13 protein-coding genes and 1 other RNA gene are annotated in these 20,186 nt (G+C 53.8%); 7 read left to right on the top strand and 7 right to left on the bottom strand.

Annotated elements, in window-relative coordinates; genetic code table 11:
• Nucleotides 1–2 precede the first annotated feature (2 nt).
• On the top strand, nucleotides 3–1,358 hold the full coding sequence (gene phoR, locus HC248_RS10460) for a phosphate regulon sensor histidine kinase PhoR (protein WP_168922421.1): 1,356 nt from the start codon (nucleotides 3–5) through the stop codon (nucleotides 1,356–1,358).
• An 87-nt stretch (nucleotides 1,359–1,445) separates the two neighbouring features.
• On the opposite strand, the gene HC248_RS10455 is transcribed toward phoR, so the two are convergent.
• The 5 genes from HC248_RS10455 to trxA form a co-directional block, all read right to left on the bottom strand.
• Nucleotides 1,446–2,813, bottom strand: coding sequence for an MATE family efflux transporter (locus HC248_RS10455; RefSeq protein WP_168922420.1), 1,368 nt, complete (start codon nucleotides 2,811–2,813; stop codon nucleotides 1,446–1,448).
• Nucleotides 2,810–4,579 (bottom strand): hypothetical protein, encoded by a 1,770-nt coding sequence (locus tag HC248_RS10450; RefSeq protein WP_168922419.1) that lies wholly within the window; start codon nucleotides 4,577–4,579, stop codon nucleotides 2,810–2,812. The genes HC248_RS10455 and HC248_RS10450 overlap by 4 nt, the downstream gene beginning before the upstream one ends.
• A 162-nt stretch (nucleotides 4,580–4,741) precedes the next feature.
• On the bottom strand, nucleotides 4,742–5,023 hold the full coding sequence (locus HC248_RS10445) for a type B 50S ribosomal protein L31 (protein ID WP_168922418.1): 282 nt from the start codon (nucleotides 5,021–5,023) through the stop codon (nucleotides 4,742–4,744).
• A gap of 94 nt (nucleotides 5,024–5,117) precedes the next feature.
• Entirely contained in the window at nucleotides 5,118–6,380 is a 1,263-nt protein-coding gene (rho, locus tag HC248_RS10440; RefSeq protein WP_168922417.1) for a transcription termination factor Rho, read from the bottom strand.
• A 310-nt stretch (nucleotides 6,381–6,690) separates the two neighbouring features.
• On the bottom strand, nucleotides 6,691–7,023 hold the full coding sequence (gene trxA, locus HC248_RS10435) for a thioredoxin TrxA (RefSeq protein ID WP_168922416.1): 333 nt from the start codon (nucleotides 7,021–7,023) through the stop codon (nucleotides 6,691–6,693).
• Nucleotides 7,024–7,157: 134 nt separating this feature from the next.
• Here trxA and HC248_RS10430 point away from each other — a divergent pair, with 134 nt between their 5' ends.
• The 4 genes from HC248_RS10430 (at nucleotide 7,158) to HC248_RS10415 (ending at nucleotide 14,958) form a co-directional block, all read left to right on the top strand.
• The gene (locus tag HC248_RS10430) at nucleotides 7,158–9,683 is read left to right on the top strand and encodes a PD-(D/E)XK nuclease family protein (protein WP_238342600.1); all 2,526 of its coding nucleotides are present in this window, start codon (nucleotides 7,158–7,160) and stop codon (nucleotides 9,681–9,683) included.
• A gap of 62 nt (nucleotides 9,684–9,745) precedes the next feature.
• Nucleotides 9,746–13,063 carry a UvrD-helicase domain-containing protein gene (locus HC248_RS10425; protein WP_168923786.1) on the top strand — a complete coding sequence of 1,106 codons (3,318 nt, stop codon included), beginning with the start codon at nucleotides 9,746–9,748 and terminating at the stop codon, nucleotides 13,061–13,063.
• 272 nt (nucleotides 13,064–13,335) lie between these two features.
• Nucleotides 13,336–14,658, top strand: coding sequence for a TIGR03862 family flavoprotein (locus HC248_RS10420; protein ID WP_420372018.1), 1,323 nt, complete (start codon nucleotides 13,336–13,338; stop codon nucleotides 14,656–14,658).
• 12 nt (nucleotides 14,659–14,670) lie between these two features.
• On the top strand, nucleotides 14,671–14,958 hold the full coding sequence (locus tag HC248_RS10415; RefSeq protein WP_168922414.1) for a hypothetical protein: 288 nt from the start codon (nucleotides 14,671–14,673) through the stop codon (nucleotides 14,956–14,958).
• Nucleotides 14,959–14,975: 17 nt separating this feature from the next.
• Here HC248_RS10415 and HC248_RS10410 read toward each other — a convergent pair whose 3' ends face one another.
• The gene (locus HC248_RS10410) at nucleotides 14,976–16,856 is read right to left on the bottom strand and encodes an SLC13 family permease (protein ID WP_168922413.1); all 1,881 of its coding nucleotides are present in this window, start codon (nucleotides 16,854–16,856) and stop codon (nucleotides 14,976–14,978) included.
• Nucleotides 16,857–17,147: 291 nt separating this feature from the next.
• On the opposite strand from HC248_RS10410, the gene HC248_RS10405 reads away from it, so the two are divergent.
• Complete coding sequence (locus HC248_RS10405) at nucleotides 17,148–17,756, top strand: phosphatase PAP2 family protein (protein WP_168922412.1); 609 nt, start codon at nucleotides 17,148–17,150, stop codon at nucleotides 17,754–17,756.
• Nucleotides 17,757–17,881: 125 nt separating this feature from the next.
• On the opposite strand, the gene ffs is transcribed toward HC248_RS10405, so the two are convergent.
• Nucleotides 17,882–17,978, bottom strand: an RNA gene (gene ffs, locus HC248_RS10400) — signal recognition particle sRNA small type.
• A gap of 106 nt (nucleotides 17,979–18,084) precedes the next feature.
• Between ffs and dnaX the strand changes: the two genes are divergently transcribed.
• A complete protein-coding gene (gene dnaX / locus HC248_RS10395) occupies nucleotides 18,085–20,172 on the top strand; it encodes a DNA polymerase III subunit gamma/tau (protein ID WP_168922411.1) in 2,088 nt (695 codons plus the stop codon).
• Nucleotides 20,173–20,186 lie beyond the last annotated feature (14 nt).

Raw genomic sequence — 20,186 nt, 5'->3', positions numbered from 1 at the left:
ACATGATTAGCCGCTGGCTGGGTTTTGTTGCTTGCATGTTGGTGGGTGGGGTTGCGGGATTTTTACTTCAGGGCCGCGCCGGTGAAATTATCGGTATGGGCCTCGCCGCTACTTTGTGGATGGCATTCGATAGTTTTTGTTTGGCCCGTTTGCTGGCGTGGCTGCGTTTAGAGCAAGCCAATGAATCAACCACTGTGTTGGGCGATAGCGTGCCGCGTATGCACGGTATTTGGGGCGAAGCTGTGGGCCGTGCGCTTAGGCTGGTGAAAGACCGCAATGAATTGCTGGTTGAGAGTCGCGGCCGTTTGAATGAGTTTTTATCTGCTATTCAAGCCTCGCCTAGCGGGGTTGTCTTGTTAGATGCGCAAGGCCGAATTGAGTGGTGCAATTATTTTGCGACCCAACACTATGGCTTCGATGCTCAGCGTGACTTGCTCCAGCACATCACCAATTTGGTCAGAGAACCAGCCTTTAAAGCTTATATGGCAGGCAATGATTTCACCCATGATGTGGTGATTGCTGGCAGTGCCAGCACGCCAGCGCGCCGCGTCAAACTGTCTGTGCATGCGCATGCTTACGGTAGAAATCAAAAGCTACTGCTTTCCCGTGACATCACCGCGCTGGAGTTGGCGGAAACCATGCGACGTGATTTTGTCGCCAATGTCTCGCACGAAATCCGCACGCCTTTGACTGTCTTGTCAGGCTTTATTGAAACGCTGCAAAACCTTCCACTCAAAGAAGCCGAACGGGAGCGTTACCTAAGGTTAATGGGGCAACAATCGCAGCGCATGCAGATTTTGGTCAGCGATTTGTTAACCCTATCGCGCATCGATGGCAGTCCGCAACCCGGTGCTAGTGAGTGGGTCTTGGTGGGTGGGCTACTGGTGCAGTGTGAGCAAGAAGCAAAAGCTTTGTCGTCCGTGATCTCACCTTTGGGTCATCAAATTCATTTTGATGCGGGTCCAGTGTCTGAGATTTCTGGCGTGCAAAACGAGTTGTTCAGTGCTATGTCTAATCTGGTCACCAATGCAGTGCGCTACACGCCAGGTGCTGGCGTAGTTAAGGTTAGCTGGTCTGTATTAGCCGATGGTCGTGGTCAGTTCATCGTCAGCGACAGTGGGCCTGGCATAGAGCTTGAACATTTACCGCGCCTGACTGAGCGTTTTTACCGAGTTGACCGCAGTCGCTCGCGGGAGACTGGCGGCACGGGTTTGGGACTGGCCATCGTCAAGCACGTGGTGCAACGGCATAACGCTGAATTAGTCATTCACAGCCAAGTCGGGCAGGGCTCAAGCTTTTCAATCATTTTTCCTGCAAGCCGTGTGCGCCAAATGCCAGTTTTGTTGAGGGCGGCTTGATTCGATTCGACTGAATCGGACTCAATAGATCTATGGATCGTGATGTGTTTATCTCGGCCTGGTCTTTAATTTAAGCCAGCACACTCTTTACGTCGCTAGGTTGCCGCTTCGCTTGGTGTTCATATCGCTGACAACAGCGCGCCACAATAAAAGCAAAAAGCAAAGCGCCACCAGTGCTAAAGCTACTGTGCTGGTGACCCAAAAACTCACCGCTGCTTGCGTCGCTGGTCGGCCAAACAAACCTTTGTAGGCCATCAGATAGCCGCCATATAAACCCATGCCCCAGAGCAGCACGCCATATAGCGCTAAGGGCTTGAGTGTGATGCGGTAGCAGCGCAGCAAAAAAGAGCAGAGTGCTTGTGTCGCATCGGCCAGATGAAATAACGCAACCCAAGCTAGCAAGGTCGCGCCCATGCGCACGATGTCGGGAGACGCTGAGTAAAGGCCTGCAACCGTTTGCCTAGAGATAAAAAGCGTTGCTGCTAAGAGTAGCGATATCAGCATAGTGGTTTGGAGGCTGATGATCACAATCCGCTTGGCCTTGTCCGGATGTCCTGCACCCAGCCAATAGGAAACCCGTGCGCTGCAGGCTATCGCCATTGATAGCGGCACCATATAAAGGATGGCGCCTACGCTAGCGGCTATTTGGTGACTGGCTGATGCGGTAGTACCCAAGCGCGCGATAAATAAGGCCATTAACGTAAAGGAGGTGATCTCCACCATGTAAGCCAGACCGCCCGGAATACCTAGCCGAGCAAACTCACCGATTTGACGCCAATCTGGCTTTTCCATAGCCTTCCAGATACGAAACGGCGTATAGAGTTTTTGCGTGCGTAGCATGATTAGGCCAAGCGCCATCAGCGTATAGCTCACAACCAATGTGGCCCAAGCGCAACCTACTGCGCCCATGGGCTCTATGCCAGCGCCACCACCCACTAGCCAGATAGACAAGGGTATTTTTAGGCCTAGTGCGCCTACTTGTAGCCACGTCACTAACAGCGGCTTGCCAAGAGCCTGGTTAAAGCTGCTGTAGACACGAAACAGCAAGGCTGGTGCAAAAGCAAAGGCCAATACTCGGAGATAGCTTTCGACTTCTCCCAGCATCAAAACTGGCACTTTCGCCCAGCGCAGCAAAGGGCCAGGAAACAACAGCGCCGTCATGCCAGTCAGTGTGATCAAAACGCATAAATAAAGGCTTTGGCGTAGTGACTTGCCCATGTCTTCAAAGCGGTTCGCGCCGCGCATCTCTGCCCAGATAGGCAACAGCGCCATCACAATGCCCAGCAGGCCGACAAACACGCTGACGTAGATTGCCGAGCCCACGGACAAAGAAGCCAGTGCGGCATCGCTGTAACGACCAGCAATCACGGTATCGGCAACGCCATAGGCCATTACCGCAAGTTGTCCTACCAGCACGCTGCTAGCGTGCTTAGCAATGGTTTTAATCTCTGTCATTTGGGTTGAGGTCTAGTCTGCGCTGGCAAGCTCACGCGCTTAAATAGCAATAGTTTGTCGCTGCTGTCCGCTGGCCTGCTGACGGTGGCTTGAAAAGCCCAATCTGGCAGATTGACGGTATTACCCAAGCTGTTTTGGGAGGCCGCATTGACCAATAAATAAGGGCAGACGGCTGTGTTGGTGGCTTGCTTGAGTTCTAGCTTGCCATGGTATTGAAGTGCGGCGGCGGTTGCACTGGGTAGGCCGTATATTTCTACGCAGGATTGCTGCTCTACTAGGCTTGCCACTTTGCGTGAGAGTGGAGCGTAGCTGCGCGCATAGTCCAGCAAGGGCAACCAGAGTGTCATTAACAGCAGCCAGCACAAAGTAGCGCCGCCAGCTGGCAGAACCAAAGACTTCCAGATCGCCGCGCGCTGCGCACTGGCTCGCCATTTCACTAGCCAGGTCCAAGCCAGCGTTGCGATTAGTGCGGGCAAAAATAACTTGAGTGAAAAGCTAGGCTCAAAACCCGGCGCTAATTTCGCCACATTGGCCGCCGGCTGCTGCGGAATACCGGTTTGCATGGCTATCCACACTACCCAGATGATGGTGGCGCAGCCGGTGAAAAACAGCAGGGTGAACCAGTCGATTAGTGACGCGGCGCTGCGCTTAAAGGTCGGGAGTGCAAAAGCGGCTAACGCAGCCAGTGCGGGCAGGCTGAGCAGCAAGCTGCGGTCAGATGCAGTCGTGGTCAGCGTAGCGCCCACGGAAACGGCGACAAACCACAGCGGTAAGGCGACATGGCGGCTACTCAATTGGCGCCGCCAGCGCCACAGGGTCCACAGCGCCAGCGGCCAAGCCGGCCAAGTAAACCAGAGCAGCAGTCGGCCCATTTTTTTCCACTCGCCGGTCAATGGTAAGCCGTTTTCACCCGGTAGTTCTATGCGCCAGCGCCACAAATTCAGTGTGTGAGCCAAGATGGCGATCAACAGGGTTAGGCTAACGATAAGTACGATCCAAGCCCAAGATTGTCGGCTACTGGTTTGGCTCTCATACTCATCAAAGCTTTTTCTTGTGTGGCCCCATTTAAGATGCATCCATTCCACCACTGCGCCGCCGCTGCCGAGTAGCAGTGCCAGTGTTGGTGCACCGCTTAAGGTTAAGCCGGCAAGGCCAATTAAAAGGCCAAGCGCGGGGCCAAGAATGGTAGTGGCGTTGCGATAGGGACTAGACGCCATGGCGTAAAAAATCAGCGCAGTAAAGCCTAGTTGCGCTAATGCCGGCGTTGTTTCGTGTGACAGTTGAGCTAAGCCTAGACAGGCAATTAACGCTAAAAGACCGGCGTCGGCAATAGCGCGAGCATAGTCAGCCGGATTGGCTTCGCCGCCAAAAGCAAAAGCTACTGGCTGGGCTTGCGGGCTGCGTGCCAGATAGTAAACCGCATACCAACTCGCCAGCAGGGTTAGCGCTAGCAGTGCGATGAAAGGCAGACGCACCGCCATCGCTTGATCCATCCAGGGCAAGGCCTTAATCGCTAATGCACCCAGCCAGTAGGGCGCTAGTGCATCAAAGCTGCTGGCTTGACCCATGATTTGCGGTGCCATCCAGTCGCTAGCGCCATTGGCTAACTCGCGCATCATGCCAAAGCCGGCGATGTCCTCGTTTTTCCAAGGTGCACGGCCAAAAAATCCTGGCAGCACATAGGCCAAGCAAAATAGCAGCAGCACCAGCCTAGGCAGGCGGCGCACAGCTGATTGGGCGATGATGGCAGGTGATGGAGTGATCAAAAACGTCAGTAGGTTGTGCTTGGCGCGTGGTGGGCTTGTCTAATGCAGTAATAGGGGCTTATAAGCTGCGGTGACTTTAACTCAGGACAAAAAAAAGCAGCCTTTAAAAGGCTGCTTTTTTTGCGCTTGGGTGAAATCAATTCACCGCAAGCTCTGGCCGTTTTAGGCTGCGACTTCTGGCGTAGCTGCTTTTGCCGGTGTCTTGCCGAAACGGTTGCGGAAACGCTCAACGCGGCCACCCATGTTGTCCACAGATTTTTGTGTACCCGTGTAGAAAGGATGTGACTCGCTAGACGTGTCGAGCTTGTACAGTGGCAATTCGCGACCGTCTTCCATCTTCACCATTTCTTTGGTGTTGACGCATGAACGTGTGACAAATTTAAAGCCGTTGGACAAGTCCGTGAAACAAACTTCGCGGTAGTTAGGGTGAATGCCGGTTTTCATAGTATTTCCTTAAATCAATTCGTGTTGGTAGCCACTTGAACCCGTTCCAAGCACTTTCCATGCGTCTCGCATTGTAGCTCGAATTTTGCCTTGATTAACCGCCGCGGCGCATCATGTCAAAGAACTCGTGATTGTTTTTCGTGGCCTTCATGTTCTTGAGCATTAATTCCATGGATTCGATCTCGTCCATGTTGTACATGAACTGGCGCAAAATCCGTGACTTCTGCAAAATCTCTGGTGCCAACAGCAACTCTTCTTTACGCGTGCCTGAGCGGTTCAGATGAATCGCTGGAAACACGCGCTTTTCGTAGAGACGGCGATCGAGATGAATCTCGCAGTTGCCCGTGCCTTTGAATTCTTCAAAGATCACTTCGTCCATTCGGCTGCCGGTATCGACCAAAGCCGTGCCAATAATGGTCAAGCTGCCGCCTTCTTCAATCTTGCGCGCCGCGCCGAAAAAGCGCTTAGGGCGTTGCAATGCATTGGCGTCCACACCACCGGTCAGCACTTTGCCTGACGATGGCAGCACGTTGTTGTAGGCGCGTGCCAAACGGGTAATGGAGTCCAGCAAAATCACTACATCTTTGCCGAGTTCTACCAAGCGCTTAGCGCGCTCAATCACCATTTCAGCCACGTGAACGTGGCGTGCAGCTGGCTCGTCAAACGTCGATGAGATGACTTCGCCGCGCACGCTGCGCTGCATCTCGGTCACTTCTTCGGGGCGCTCATCAACTAACAACACCATCATCACCACTTCTGGGTAATTGGCCGTAATAGCATGGGCGATGTTTTGCATCATCACGGTTTTGCCAGATTTTGGCGGTGCTACCAGCAAGGCGCGTTGGCCTTTGCCAATCGGCGCAATGATGTCAATGATGCGGCTGGTCAGGTTTTCTTCGCCCTTGATGTCGCGCTCTAACTTGAACTGCTCGCGAGGAAACAGCGGCGTCAAGTTCTCAAACATCACCTTGTGCTTATTGTCCTCTGGCAGGCCGTCATTGACCTTGTCGAGTTTGTTCAAAGCAAAGTAGCGCTCGCCGTCTTTGGGTGTACGAACTTCGCCTTCGATCTGGTCGCCAGTGTGTAGGTTGAAGCGGCGAATTTGACTAGGGCTGATGTAGATGTCGTCAGTGCTAGCGGTATAGCTGGAGTCTGGTGCACGTAAAAAGCCAAAACCGTCTGGCAACACTTCAAGCACGCCGTCAGCGACTATGGTTTCACCGGTTTTAGAGCGCTTTTTAATGATGGCGAACATCAGCTCTTGCTTGCGCATGCGACCGACATTTTCAATCTCAAGGGCTTCAGCTTGCTTGAGGACTTCAGACACATGCAGTGCCTTGAGCTCGTTTAAATGCATGGAATTACCTGCGTAGGGATGCTCCTTGCGGAGATCATTTTTTTAAAAGATACGGGGAATTTTGGGGATTTGCCGTAGGTGATTGATTTGAATCACTTGCCGGAAACTCGAACTGATTGGGAATATGTCCAGTCAGCGAGTGAATTAATTATGACAGGAAAAAACGTTGTCAAAAATTCTTTAGCTTGCAACTCTAAGAGGGCCTGAAGTAATTGATATTTTTTCAGTTCACCGGCGAGAGTATTTCGCTTTTTACCACTCAACTGCAGAGGCTGTGTTGGCCTCCACAGTTCGGGGAAACTAAACCAATTTAGACCAATTGTTGGTCGATAAATGCGGTCAATTGCGACTTGCTCATAGCGCCTACTTTGGTGGCAGCGAGTTGACCGTCCTTGAAAATCATCAAGGTCGGAATGCCGCGAATACCAAACTTTGCAGGAATGTCGCGGTTCTCGTCGACATTCATTTTTGCAATTTGCAGGCGGCCTTCGTAGCCGGTAGCGACTTCATCAAGAATAGGTGCAATCATTTTGCACGGACCGCACCACTCAGCCCAGTAATCCACCAAAACTGGTTGAGTTGATTTCAGTACGTCGGTTTCAAACGTGGCATCGGTGGTATGTTTAATCAGTTCGCTGGCCATTTTGGCTCCTTAATAACTTGTTTCAGATAAGACTTTAGCTGAGATCATTGTGTCAGAAACCAAGTGCCAACGTCGGGTAATGCCAGTATTGCTCGGCTATGAGCGTGATAGTTAGCAACTCTGAAAGCCCATTTTTGTCACCCACACTCACAGCCCCCGAACTCAGTGCAACCCATCCTGTTGAGGATTGCTGGGCCGAAGCGATGCGCTCCCTGTCCTTAATAATTGACGCCAGCGGGGTTCATCCCAGCCGCACCGTGGTTCTGCTGCCGTATGCGCAGCTCATGTTGCAAGCGCGCCAAGCTTGGTCTGTGCATGCCTTGCGTGCCGGTGCTGCATCGGCTTTTGTGCCGCGTTTTGAGACTTCTATGAACTGGGCCGCGTCCTTGTCGGCAGATCAAAGTGGCTTTGTGCCTGCTGCTGGCGACATCGCACAAGACGCAGCACTCGACTTGCCGACGGCGGCTGGACTACTCCAACAAGCCGGGCTGGGTGCTTATCAACATTTGGCCGGCCGTCTTGCCGAGGCGGCATGGTCTTTGTCGCGCGTAGCCGCCGCCCAACATCCTGATCAACGCATGCGCTGGGGTCAGCAGTTATCTGAGCAGCTAGGTCAAAGCATGGCTTCTTCGGTATTGGCGCTGGAGCTGGCCGTTGCCAGCATTGCGCTGGTTTGGGCCGCCTCATCAGCGTATGCGACGGATTGCTTATTTGAGGCCGAAGTCGACTTGCTGGTGCTACTCGAAGGCTTTCAAACCGAGGCTTTGTCGGAGTCACTCAAACTGCATTTTGGTGAGCGCGCGCAAAGCATTAAACTCGGCGCGCCTGAACATGCCGGTCAATTAGGTCTGCATGCGGCTGGAGATATGGAAGACGAAGCCCAGCGCGCCGCGGCCTGTGTGATTGCGCACTTGGCAGAGGGCCGCAATCCGGTCGCACTGATTGCCCAAGACCGGGTGCTCACGCGCCGCATTCGCGCCATGCTGGCCGAGCGCGGTGTTGTGCTGCGCGATGAAACCGGCTGGAAACTCTCGACCACTCGCTCGGCCGCTGGCGTGATGAATTTGCTGCGTGCTGCGCCTTGGGACGCCTCCAGCGATGCGGTGCTGGAATGGCTTAAAAACGCACCAGCTTTTTCTGCTGATGTGCTGGAGCCGGCTGAAGTCTGGCTGCGCAAAGCCGGTCTGCGCTTATGGCGAGAATTGCCACTTCAGCAAGAGGAACTCGCACCATTGCTAGCGCAACTAGAGCCCTTGCGTAAAAGCTTGCAAGCGCCACGGCCGCTACCGGCCTGGCTGCGCAGCTTGCGCGGCGCTCTCCAAACTAGTGGTCAGTGGATGCCTATGCTGGTCGATGTAGCAGGCGCTGCCGTGATGGAGTCGATTCGTTTGTTTGAAGGCGACGATGCGCTGGTAGAAGACTCGCCGCGTTTATCGCTGGCTGAATTTACCAGCTGGGTCAATCAAGCCTTAGAAGCTGGTAGCTACACACCCGGCCACCCCGCGCAATCTCAAGTCACGATATTGCCGTTAAGCCAATTGTTAGGTCGGCCCATGCAGGCCGTGGTCATGCCTGGTTGCGATGAGATTCGCCTTCAAGCCTCCCCCGAGCCACCCGGCGGCTGGACGCCGGCGCAGCGTTTGCTGCTAGGCCTGCCGTCCCGCGACGAATTGGCGACAGCGCAGCGCAGCGCTTGGCAATATGCACTGTGCATGCCGCACATCGATTTGCTTTGGCGCACCAGCGAAGCCGGTGAGAGTTTGACACCTAGCGCATTGGTGCAGCTCTTGCTGCTGCGTTCCCCGGCCTTCGCGCCAGACCCGCGCAGTGAGCGCCGCTTACCCGCTCAGCCAACCTTGAGGCCACTGCCGCGCGGTCAAGACCTGCCCGTGAGCCGTCTCTCGGCCAGCGCCTACGAAGATTTGCGCCGTTGCCCTTACCGCTTTTTTGCCTTGCGCCAACTGGGACTTCAGGCCTCGGATGAATTAGAGGGCGAGTTGGGTAAACGCGATTTTGGCAATTGGCTGCATACGCTGCTGAACTTTTTTCACATCGACCTTCAGCTTGCACCAACCCAAGATTTAACGCTACGTATACATATGATTGACCAAGCCGCCGATAAAGCCATGCGAGAGTTAAGACTCAGCCAAAGCGAATTCTTGCCTTTCGCCGCCAGCTGGCCGCGTGTGCGTCAAGGTTATCTTGAATGGCTGGCTGAACACGAGGCCAGCGGCGCAGTATTTGACGAGGGCGAAGTCTGGCGCGACGTGGCTTACGGAGCGGTTACTTTGTTTGGAAAAATTGACCGCATAGACCGCATGCCAGACGGCTCACGGCTTTTGATGGACTATAAAACCGAGCCGCGCAGCACTACCGCGCAGCGTATAAAAGACTGTCGAGAAGACACCCAACTGCCTTTTTATGCCGCCCTGCTAGAACAAGATACCTTGGCCGCAGCCTATGTTAATTTGGGTGAGAAAGAAGCCAGTCGCAGCTACCCGCAGCCGGGCATAGTCGAGTTGCGCGATGAGATGATTGAGAGTTTGTTGAGTGATATACAGCGCATCCAAAATGGCGCAGTTCTGCCTGCGCTAGGCGAGGGAAAAGCCTGCGCCTACTGCAACGCCAGAGGCTTATGCCGTAAGGATTTTTGGCAATGAAGCGAGCTGACTTATCGACTTTTTCTGACGCCGCAACGCCGATTAATATTTCCGCCATACCTATGACTCAAGCCGCTTATTTTCATAACGAAAAGCCTGTCAGCGCCCAAGCCTTCTACGCCATCGCCTGCGATCCACGCCGCAGCGTAGCGGTCGAAGCCTGTGCGGGTGCTGGCAAAACTTGGATGTTGGTATCGCGTATTTTGCGCGCCTTACTCGAAGGTCAATCCGCGCCAGTTGTGCCGACCTCAGGCCAAACACCCAATCTTTTGCAAGGCCCGGTGCAGATTGAGCCACATGAAATTTTAGCGATTACTTTTACAAAAAAAGCGGCCGGTGAAATGCGTAAACGCCTAGATGACTGGTTGCTAGAGTTTGCCCATTCCAACGATGAAAAATTGCGTCAAGAACTCATAGTGCGCGGCGTCTTATCGCAAGAAAACGAGACCGCTCCAAACGCTATGCGCGACCAATTATCTAAACTTTACGAGCGTGTTTTGGTGGGCGGTCGCGCTGTGCAGATTCGTACTTTTCACAGCTGGTTCGCCGCACTGCTGCGTAGCGCGCCGCTAGCTGCGCTGCAGCAGCTTGGCTTTCCTTTGAACTACGAATTGTTAGAAGACGATGCGCCGGCGAGGGCTTTGCTTTGGCGACGTTTTTATGCGGCTTTGTTGCTCGACGCTAAAGCCAAGTCTGACTTTGAATCTGTCGTTACTAGCCACGGTCGCCATCAAGCCGACAAGGCCTTGCAGGGCGCACTTGACAAGCGGACAGAGTTTTTGTTGGCTGACGCATCGGGCATTCTCGAACAATCGGTACTCACAGTTGGCGAGCAGTTCCCAGAGTTTGATGGCTTGAATCATCCCGACGATTTACTCGCTCAGGATGCTGCAAGTCGTCAGCTGATGTTGGACGCAGCCAAGGCTTTGGGCCGGGCCTCAGCTAAAACTTTCTCTGCCAAAGGCGTGGATCTCGAGCGGGCGATAAGTGTTGGCGATATGACCGGCGTATTGTCGGCATTGCTCACGGATAAATCCACGCCGCGTAAGTTCGGCGAAAACATAATCGGCATAGAACAAATTCGCCAAGCCCAAGAATTGGCGCTGCGCATGCTGGCAGCACGGCAACAGTTTCAAGCCTGGGATTATCAACAACGCATGACGCGTTTGTCGCGATTGCTGTTGTCTGAATTTGCCGAACTCAAGCGCGACCGCGGCTGGGTCGATATGAATGACGTAGAGCGTGCCGCGCAAACCATGCTGGGCGATGCCGTGCTGTCGGGTTGGGTAGAAGAGCGCTTAGATGCGCGCATCAAGCATTTGTTAATAGATGAATTTCAAGACACCAACCCGCTGCAGTGGCAGGCTTTGTCAAGCTGGTTAAGTGCTTATGCCGGCGCTGGTAATGCGCCCAGTGTTTTTATTGTTGGCGATCCCAAGCAAAGTATTTACCGTTTTCGCCGCGCTGAGCCGCAGGTTTTTATTGCGGCAAAAAAATTCATGCGTCAGGCGTTGGGCGGAGAATTGTTGGAGTGCGATCACACCCGGCGCAACAGCCAAGCAGTGATTGAAAGTGTGAATGAGGTTATGCAGCAAGCCGTTAGGGAAGATGGTTTTACCGGTTTTCGTGATCACACCAGCGCATCGAATCAAACCGGCAGCGTTGTTCGACTGCCGCAAATTGCTCGCAGCAGCGCGCAACAAGTCGATGAACATGAGGGCCCAGATGGCTGGCGCGATAGCTTGACCGTGCAGCGTGAAACGCCAGAAGAAACGCTCAGAACATTAGAAGCACGCCAAGCCGCGGCTTGGATTGCTAGCCAAGTTAATGCTGGTTTGCCAGCCTCTGAGATCATGGTGTTGTCGCGCAAACGCGCAGGATTACTGCCACTCAGAGACGAGTTACGCGCCCTGCATATCGCCGCCCAAGTGGGTGAGAAAACCGAGCTTGGCGAGTGCTGCGAAGTACAAGACATCATCGCGCTTATCGATGTGCTGGTCTCGCCGCGCCACGATTTATCACTCGCGCGTGCGCTGCGCTCACCGCTGTTTTCGCTGGATGATTCCGCACTGGTTCAAATTGCGCTGGCGCGCGCAGAAACCAAGGCGTCTTGGTTTTCGCTACTGCAAAACACTGCGTTTGAAGGGCAGTCCTTTGACGGCCTAGGCGCTACTTTGCAGCTTTATCAGGGTTGGGTGCAAAACTTAGCGCCGCATGATGCGCTGCAGGCAATTTTTCACCACGGCGATGTGTTGGCGCGCTTTGCTGCTGCGGCGCCCCAAGCCGAGCGCGCTTCAGTATTGGCTAATTTGCGCGCATTACTGGGTATGGCACTGCAAATTAATGGCGGTCGCTATGTCACGCCTTACGCCTTGGTGCGGGCTCTTAAAGCCGGCGGTGTGCAAGCGCCGGCCTCGGTCAATCCGCTGGCTGTGCGGCTGCTCACCATACATGGAGCCAAGGGTTTGGAAGCCAGCGCCGTCATGCTGCTGGACACCGATACTGTCGAGCGCAATGCCGAGAGCATGAGTGTGCTGGTCGACTGGCCGGGCGAGGACAGCGCGCCGCGTAAATTCGTATTTTTGGTCAGTGAGTCGCGTCCACCGGCTTGCGCCTTGCCGGCCTTGGAAGAAGAGCAGGCTGCGCGCAAGCGTGAGGAACTCAACGCGCTTTACGTGGCCCTGACTCGAGCCCGCTTGACGCTGGCGATTTCCTCAACCGAGCCGCATCAAACCACCACCCACAGCTGGTGGCAGCGCTTAATCAATATTGCCGAACCGATGGCAGCGCCGCCATTGGCAAACCCCAGCCCTAAAGATGTGGCCGCTTTTGAAGAAACGCTGTTGCTGGCTGATTTGCCAGCGCTGCCAGATTGGGCAGTATTAGATTTAAGCGCCAACACACAGACAGAGCCCGACAGCGACAGCGCGCGCATGGGCAAGGCCATGCACCGTTTACTTGAATGGGATGCAGTGCTAGACCAGTCGCCAGCAGCACTCAAAGCACTGAGCGCAGTCACGCGGGAGTTTTCACTGTCCGCCGAACTCGCGCTCAAAGCCAGTGCCATGGCGCTTTGCATACGCAGCCGGGAAGCGGCTTGGGCTTGGGATAACACACGTCTGAAGTGGCAGGGCAATGAAGTCGAATTGCTGCATGCAGGTCAAACCTTGCGACTTGACCGCTTGGTGCAGCGCCAAGATTTAGGTTTTGAAGGCCAGTGGTGGGTGCTGGACTATAAGTCGGCGCATCAGCCGCAAAATGATCCTGTTAAGTTGGCGCAACTTCAAACTTATCGCCTTGCACTGCAAGAAATTTATCCAGGTACGGTGATTAAAGCGGCCTTTATTGCGGGTAATGGGGCGTTGTTAGAGATTGCTTAAGCCTGCTTGCGCCAAGCAAGCAGCGATAATCAACAACATTGTTAGGCAAACGGCATGCAGCACCTGTCGCCACGCGAATTTCGCGCCTTTCCTCATCCTTTATTAAAACCAGCAAGACCTGACCACTAATCGCTTAAAACAGCGTTATTGCCAGCTTACCAAGCCAGGCTTGCACCGATTGAAAACGCTTTCCTTTGACCACTACCATTTCCCAAACCACCCCGACTTCTACCTTGCGCATTGCCGTCATAGGCGGTGGTCCAGCCGGCTTGATGGCCGCAGAAGTGCTGGCTGGCGCTGGCGTGGGCGTTCATGTTTATGACGCTATGCCGTCTGTAGGCCGCAAATTTTTGCTGGCGGGCAAAGGCGGTTTGAACCTCACGCATTCCGAGAGTTTTGAGCCCTTTATGAGCCGCTACGCTGAGCGCCGCGCCGATCTTGAACCTCTGTTGGCCAGTTTTGGTTCGGCTGAAATTTGTGCTTGGGCTCAAGGCTTGGGTGTGGAGACTTTTACCGGTAGTTCTGGCCGCATTTTCCCCAAAGACATGAAAGCTGCGCCTTTGCTGCGCGCATGGTTGCAGCGCTTGCGTAAGCAGGGCGTACAGTTTTCTATGCGCCACCGTTGGGTTGGTTGGGACGCCGATGGCGCGTTGGCGTTTGATGCTCCACAAGGCCGGCTGAATGCACAGTTTGATGCGGTGTTGCTGGCACTAGGCGGCGGCAGTTGGACCAGGCTTGGTTCTGACGGCGCGTGGATACCCTTGCTGGCTGAGCGCGGCGTGCAAGTCGCACCACTACAGCCATCGAATTGCGGTTTTGATGTTGGCCGTCCAGTTGCGGTGCAAGAACAACAAGAGGCAGCAGAAGGCGAAACCCGGCGCGAATTTCTCAAAGATTTAATTGGCCAAGGCCATGCGCCACAAGCCGGCTGGACCGAGCATTTCTCTAGCCGCCATGCCGGTCAGCCGTTTAAATCTGTGGCCATTAGCTTTACCGATTCCAAGGGCCAAAGCTTTAACCGAAAAGGTGAGTTTGTCGCAACGGCCACCGGCGTGGAAGGCAGCTTGATTTACGCCGCTTCTAGCTTGCTGCGCGATGAAATTAGCGCTAAAGGCAGCGCCACTTTTATGCTGGACTTGATGCCGGATAAAACCTTGGCGCAAGTGCTGGTAGAAGTGCGTTATCCGCGCGGCTCGCGCTCGCTGTCTAGCCATCTTAAGAGCCGCCTCAGTTTAGACGGTATAAAGGCCGCCATACTTCACGAAGTACTGAGCAAAGAAGCCATGCACAAGCCGGTAGAGTTGGCTCAAGCGATTAAGGCTTTGCCTTTGACGCTGCTGTCTGCCCGCCCTATTGATGAGGCCATTAGCAGCGCCGGCGGCGTGTTGTTTGAAGCCATGGACGCACAATTTCAGCTCCAACCAGCACAAGGCAAAACGCTGCCGCAACCGGTTTTTTTGCGCTGGCGAAATGCTGGACTGGGAAGCGCCAACCGGTGGCTACTTGCTCAGCGCCTGTTTATCCAGCGGCCGCAGTGCTGCGCAAGGGGCACTCAAACACCTAGGTCTTTGATTTTTTATTCCTCTCACCCATAGAAAGGCTTGCAAATGATTGTGCGATTTAACATTGACCCCTGTGAAGATGGACTCTACGAGTACAGCGTAAGCTTCGAGGGCGAAGACCTTTACAGTGATATCGGGCTCAACTCCATGGAGGCCTGCATAGACGCGGCCGTCGAGGGTTTAGGTCAGGATGCGATTGCTGCAGAACTGTCTTACAAAGGCATCATCAGCGGCACCTATCCGCTGGCGACACTGGCGGTGGCCGCAGCTCAAGTTGCCGGTCATGCCTTGAACACCACGCTGTCGATTGAGGAAGCCGGTGAGGAATTTTAAAAGTCCTTAGTCAGTCTTTACAGCGGCCAGACCAGTAGCAGCATAGGGACACTGATCGCCACTACCAGCAACTCCAGCGGCAGTCCTAGCCGCCAATAGTCGCCAAACCGAAAACCACCGGGCCCGAGTATGAGGGTGTTGTTCTGGTGGCCAATGGGTGTGAGGAATGAGCACGAAGCACCGATCGCTACGGCCATTAAAAACGAATCCACACTCACACCTAACGCGCCAGCCGTACCAATCGCAATTGGGCACATCACCGCGGCCGTAGCGGCGTTATTCATCAGGTCAGACAAACTCATGGTGACCACCAGTATCAGCGTCAACGCAATGATGGCATTGCCTTGCGCCACGCTGTCGAGCAAAAAGCGGGCAATTAAATCAGCGGTACCGGTGCTTTGCATGGCGCCGGCAACAGGAATTAGTGCTGCCAGCAAAATAATCACTGGCCAGTCTATGGCTTCGTACACCGCTCTGAGCGGCACTGTCCGCAAGGCCATGCTGGCTAATACGCCAATGGCAAAAGAAACTGCTGCTGGTAGCAATCCAAAAGCCGCGCTGCCGACTGCAAACAACATGATGGCACTAGCCAGCCATGCCTTGCGTTTGTTGGGTATGCGTAAGTCGCGTTCTGCCAGTGGCACGCAGCCAGAGTCAACGCCGAACTCGGCCAGGGCATCGGCTTGGCCTTGCAGTAGCAACAAGTCTCCGGCTTGGACTGTCATAGTCCTGAGCCGACTTTTTGAGCGCGAACCTTCTCGTGAAACGGCTAATAGGTTCAGTCCATATCGGCTGCGTAGCCGCATGTCTTGGGCTGAGAGACCAGCAATCACGCTAGCGGGCAACACCGCAAACTCCATCAGCACTATGTCTTGCTGGGCGAGGGCTTTGTCTTCTTTTTCCTCGCTGTTTTTTTCTTCGTCTTTGTCTTGAGTTTTTTCTTTGTCAGTTTTTATGTTTTTGTTTGATCTGATTTTTTCAGAGTTTTCTTCGGCATCTTCTTTTTTGGGTTTGACGGACTCCTCCAGCTTTAGACCCAGTGCCGAGCTCAATTCACCGAGTGCATCTACATCGGCCTCTATCGCCAATATATCGTCAACTCTGACCCGAGTGCTTGGCCGCGGCGCGGATAGATAGACTTCGCGCCTGACCAGTCCTAGCACTTGTGCATCGGCGTTCTCTAGGGCCACCTCTATTTCGCGCAGTGTCATGCTGGCGGCTTTTCCGCCTTCAAGTACGCGCAATTCGGTCATGTAACTGCCGGTCTCAAAATCGCTATTACTTTGCGTTTTGCGCGCTGGCACCAGCCGCCATGCAAGTACCAAAAACACGATGCCTATGACGGCAACGGATAGGCCTATGGGGGTGAAATCAAACATCGAAAAACTGCCAGCACCACTTTGGGCTCTAAAGCTAGAGACAATTAAGTTGGGCGGCGTGCCTATGAGCGTGGTCATACCGCCCAAAATAGTGCCAAAGGCCAGCGGCATTAGTACCCGCCCAGGGGGTAAATCCAGCCGATTAGCCAGTTGTAAAGCCATTGGCATGAGTAAAGCCATCGCGCCTACATTGTTCATAAAGCCAGAAAGTAGTGCGCCTAGACCTACCAGTGCTGCCAAGCTGACAGTAGTGCCTGCATTGGCCGGCATGGTGTGCCTGACCAGTACATCGACTGCGCCAGTCAATTGCAATCCGCGGCTTAGCACCAGCACACAGGCTACGGTAATGACCGCAGGATGGCCAAAGCCGGAAAAAGCCTGTTCTGGCGCAATTAGTCCACCCACTACGCTGGCTAACAACGCAAACATGGCTACCATGTCGTGACGCCAGCGGCCCCACATAAACATGGCGACAGTGCTGCCGAGAATGGCAAGAATTAGGATTTGGTTAGTGTTCATTATTTTGCAAGCTGGCCGGGAAAGCTGCAGTTTAGGGCTGACTTTGACGAAATTCAGAACTATTTATTAACGCTCTAAATTATTTATCAATGGCTTTGTCGTCAGAGTTTGTGTGGCGCTAGCTTTAAGCTTTGAGTAAGCCCGCTGCAGAGATTGTGAAAATAATACCAAAGCATTTTCAATGTGTGCATTGCGATCAGCTGATAATTATTTTGGATGAATCTGTGCGCGTACAAACGCGTATGTGCAGCGATTTAAACAAGCTACAGTCCCATTAATTTTTTCTTATTTATGGCAATCTCAAACTCAATATATTGGTGGCGCGTCATCACGCATTTGGGATCAGCCAGCATATTGCTACCGATATTTTTTTTGCATTTCTTGGGTTTATTTCTAGTTCAAAGAAAAGTCGCCTACCGCTGGCTGTTCGCGCTGGGCTTGGCGGTCTTGCTGACTCTGATGAGTAAATGCTTGTTTTGGGGCTGGGGCTTAGGTATTGCCGCATTGGACTTTACCGGCATTAGCGGCCATACCTTGTTGGCAACAGCGATTTTTCCTGTGTTGTTTCGGCTTTATATTTCCAGCGATTCGCGGTTTAAGTGCCAGCTTGCGGCGTGCTTAGGAATTTTATTTTCAGTCGGCGTCGGCTGGTCGAGAATCATTTTGGGTGCGCACAGCTTTAGCGAAGTTTGCTTGGGTTGGGCCTTAGGTGCTGCCGTGTCTTTGTTCGTACTCAACGCAATTGAGAAACCACTGAGTCTTAACTGGGCAGTGCGACTTTCGCCTTTGCTTTTTTTCTTGGCTTTTAATTCTTATGCGTCGCAAATAGTGCCGTCTCATGCTTGGGAAGTTAAGCTGGCGTTAGCGCTGTCAGGCCGTGATCACCCGTTTAGGCGTTAAGAATTAAATGTATGTGCTGCGGCTTGAACTTTGAGCCTCAGTATTTTGGAAGTTCACACGTTTGGTTGACGGTGTGCTGGGACTCGCTTGAACAAATTAAAAATTTCAAGGATGTCGATGTATGAGGTGACGAACCTTGACCCCGGCACTGGCTCTACAGTTAGGGCTGCTTGGTTCCCCATCTGACCCGGTTGGCCGCTTCACCATGCGGGAAGGCTCGTCACCGTATATTGTACGGGACTTCGGTTTGCCCTCGGCTGATTAAAGGTCATGACGACGCATTTTTTCTGTCATCTCATGTCAAGTCGCCGCAATCTAGAATATCGCTATGTCCTATCTAGTCCTAGCCCGCAAATACCGTCCCAAGAACTTTTCGGAAATGGTGGGTCAATCGCATGTGGTCCAAGCCTTGGGTAATGCGCTAACTACTCAGCGCCTTCATCATGCGTATATGTTTACCGGCACCCGCGGCGTTGGTAAAACTACCATATCGCGTATTTTGGCTAAGTCGCTTAACTGCGTGGGCGTGGACGGGCAGGGCGGTATTACCGCTACACCTTGCGGTGTTTGCCAAGCTTGCATTGACATAGACAGCGGCCGCTTTGTTGACTACACCGAGCTCGATGCCGCCTCTAACCGCGGCGTTGATGAGATTGCGCAGTTGCTTGAGCAAGCGGTTTATAAACCAGTGCTTGGTCGCTTTAAGGTCTTCATGATCGACGAAGTCCACATGCTGACCAACACCGCATTCAATGCCATGCTCAAGACGTTGGAGGAGCCGCCTGACTACCTCAAGTTTGTATTGGCTACAACCGACCCACAAAAAGTGCCGGCGACAGTGCTGTCCCGCTGCCTGCAGTTCAACCTGCGGCCTATGGCGCCAGAAACTATTTTGGAGCATCTCGGCCATGTGCTGGGCATAGAAGAAGTCCCGTCGGATACGCAAGCCTTGCGCTTATTAGCGCGTGCCGCACGGGGTTCTATGCGCGACGCACTCTCGCTTACCGACCAAGCGATTGCCTTTGGCTCGGGTCAGTTGCACGAAGCTAGTGTGCGTTTGATGCTGGGCAGTGTTGATCGCAGCTACGTGTTTGGACTGCTTGATGCGCTTGCCCGGGCCGACGGCAAAAGCCTGGTCGAGATTGCCGAGGTGTTACGCCTTCACGGCTTAAGCGCTGCCTCAACATTAGAGGAAATGACGACTGTGCTGCAACGCATGGCGGTGCTGCAAGCTGTGCCATCCATGATGAGTCAGGCATTAGAGACAGCCGCCGATGCTGATAATAGCGCCGACCCCGAGGCCGGCGAAATCGCCCGCCTAGCGCAGTTGCTACCGGCCGATGAAACCCAGTTGCTCTACAGCCTGTGTTTGCACGGCCGTGGAGAACTCGGCTTAGCACCTGACGAATACGCCGCCCTGACCATGGTGCTGCTACGCCTTTTAGCCTTTAAACCCGCAGGAACTGTCGCAGTTCCCCGCGCCGTAAGCAGCGCGATCGAGAGCAGTGACAGGAGCGCCGCTGAGCCGGCAAAAAAGCCTGATCCTGAGCCTGTACGGGCTCAGGCGGCACCAGTTAGCGCACGCACAAGCGTAGCAACGCCCTTGTCAGTACCGCCTTGGGAAGATGTCGCTGTAATTAACGCGTCGCCTGATATGGCGAAACCGCACCAGACTGAGGCGCAGAGTGCGCCGACTAACAACGCACAGAACAACGCGCAAAATAACGCGCAAAATAACTCGCAAGACGAGCCGCCGGAGATAGAGTTCACGTCGGATTCAGATTCAGATTCAGATAGCCATCTACAACCGCCAATAGATTCAGAGCAAGACTTCGAAGAAAATCCAGAGCCACAAACTCCACAAACGCCAATAGCTGCATTGGCACCATCGCCACCTGTTCGCGTGCGCCAAATGTCAGAACCGGCCCCGCTGGCCGCACTGGTGGCGACAGCACTCGGCGCAATGTGGGCCGAGTTAGTCGGGCAGTTAACACGCAGCGAAGCCATTACGGCTTTAGCGCGTGAGATTGCTTTGCAGTCAGAGCTGGTTTCGCATGAAGCGCCACTCAATTCTCTGGCAGAAGAAGGCCATAGCCTGTGGACAATTTGCGTCGAGCGTCAATCCTTGATTCAACCGTCCGCCTGCGAGAAATTGCAAACCGCGCTGCAAGTACTGCTTACTCAGCCGCGCTTAAAACTAGCCGTTAACGTAGGTGCAGTCGGTGATACGCCGGCGCGTCGTAACAACGCGGCCTTGCAAGAGCGCCAACGACTGGCCGAGGAGATCATTCATCAAGACCCATTGGTGCTTGAATTAATGCGTGACTGGGGTGCAAAAATTGTCCCCGGCAGCATCAAGCATCAGTTGCAGGCTACTACTGAAGCTGCGCGCGGCGGCACTGGCCTACCGATATGATCGAGAAGTCATTG

The organism is Polaromonas vacuolata (genome assembly GCF_012584515.1).
Lineage (GTDB): Bacteria > Pseudomonadota > Gammaproteobacteria > Burkholderiales > Burkholderiaceae_C > Polaromonas > Polaromonas vacuolata.
This window is presented reverse-complemented; position numbering and strand designations above follow the sequence as displayed.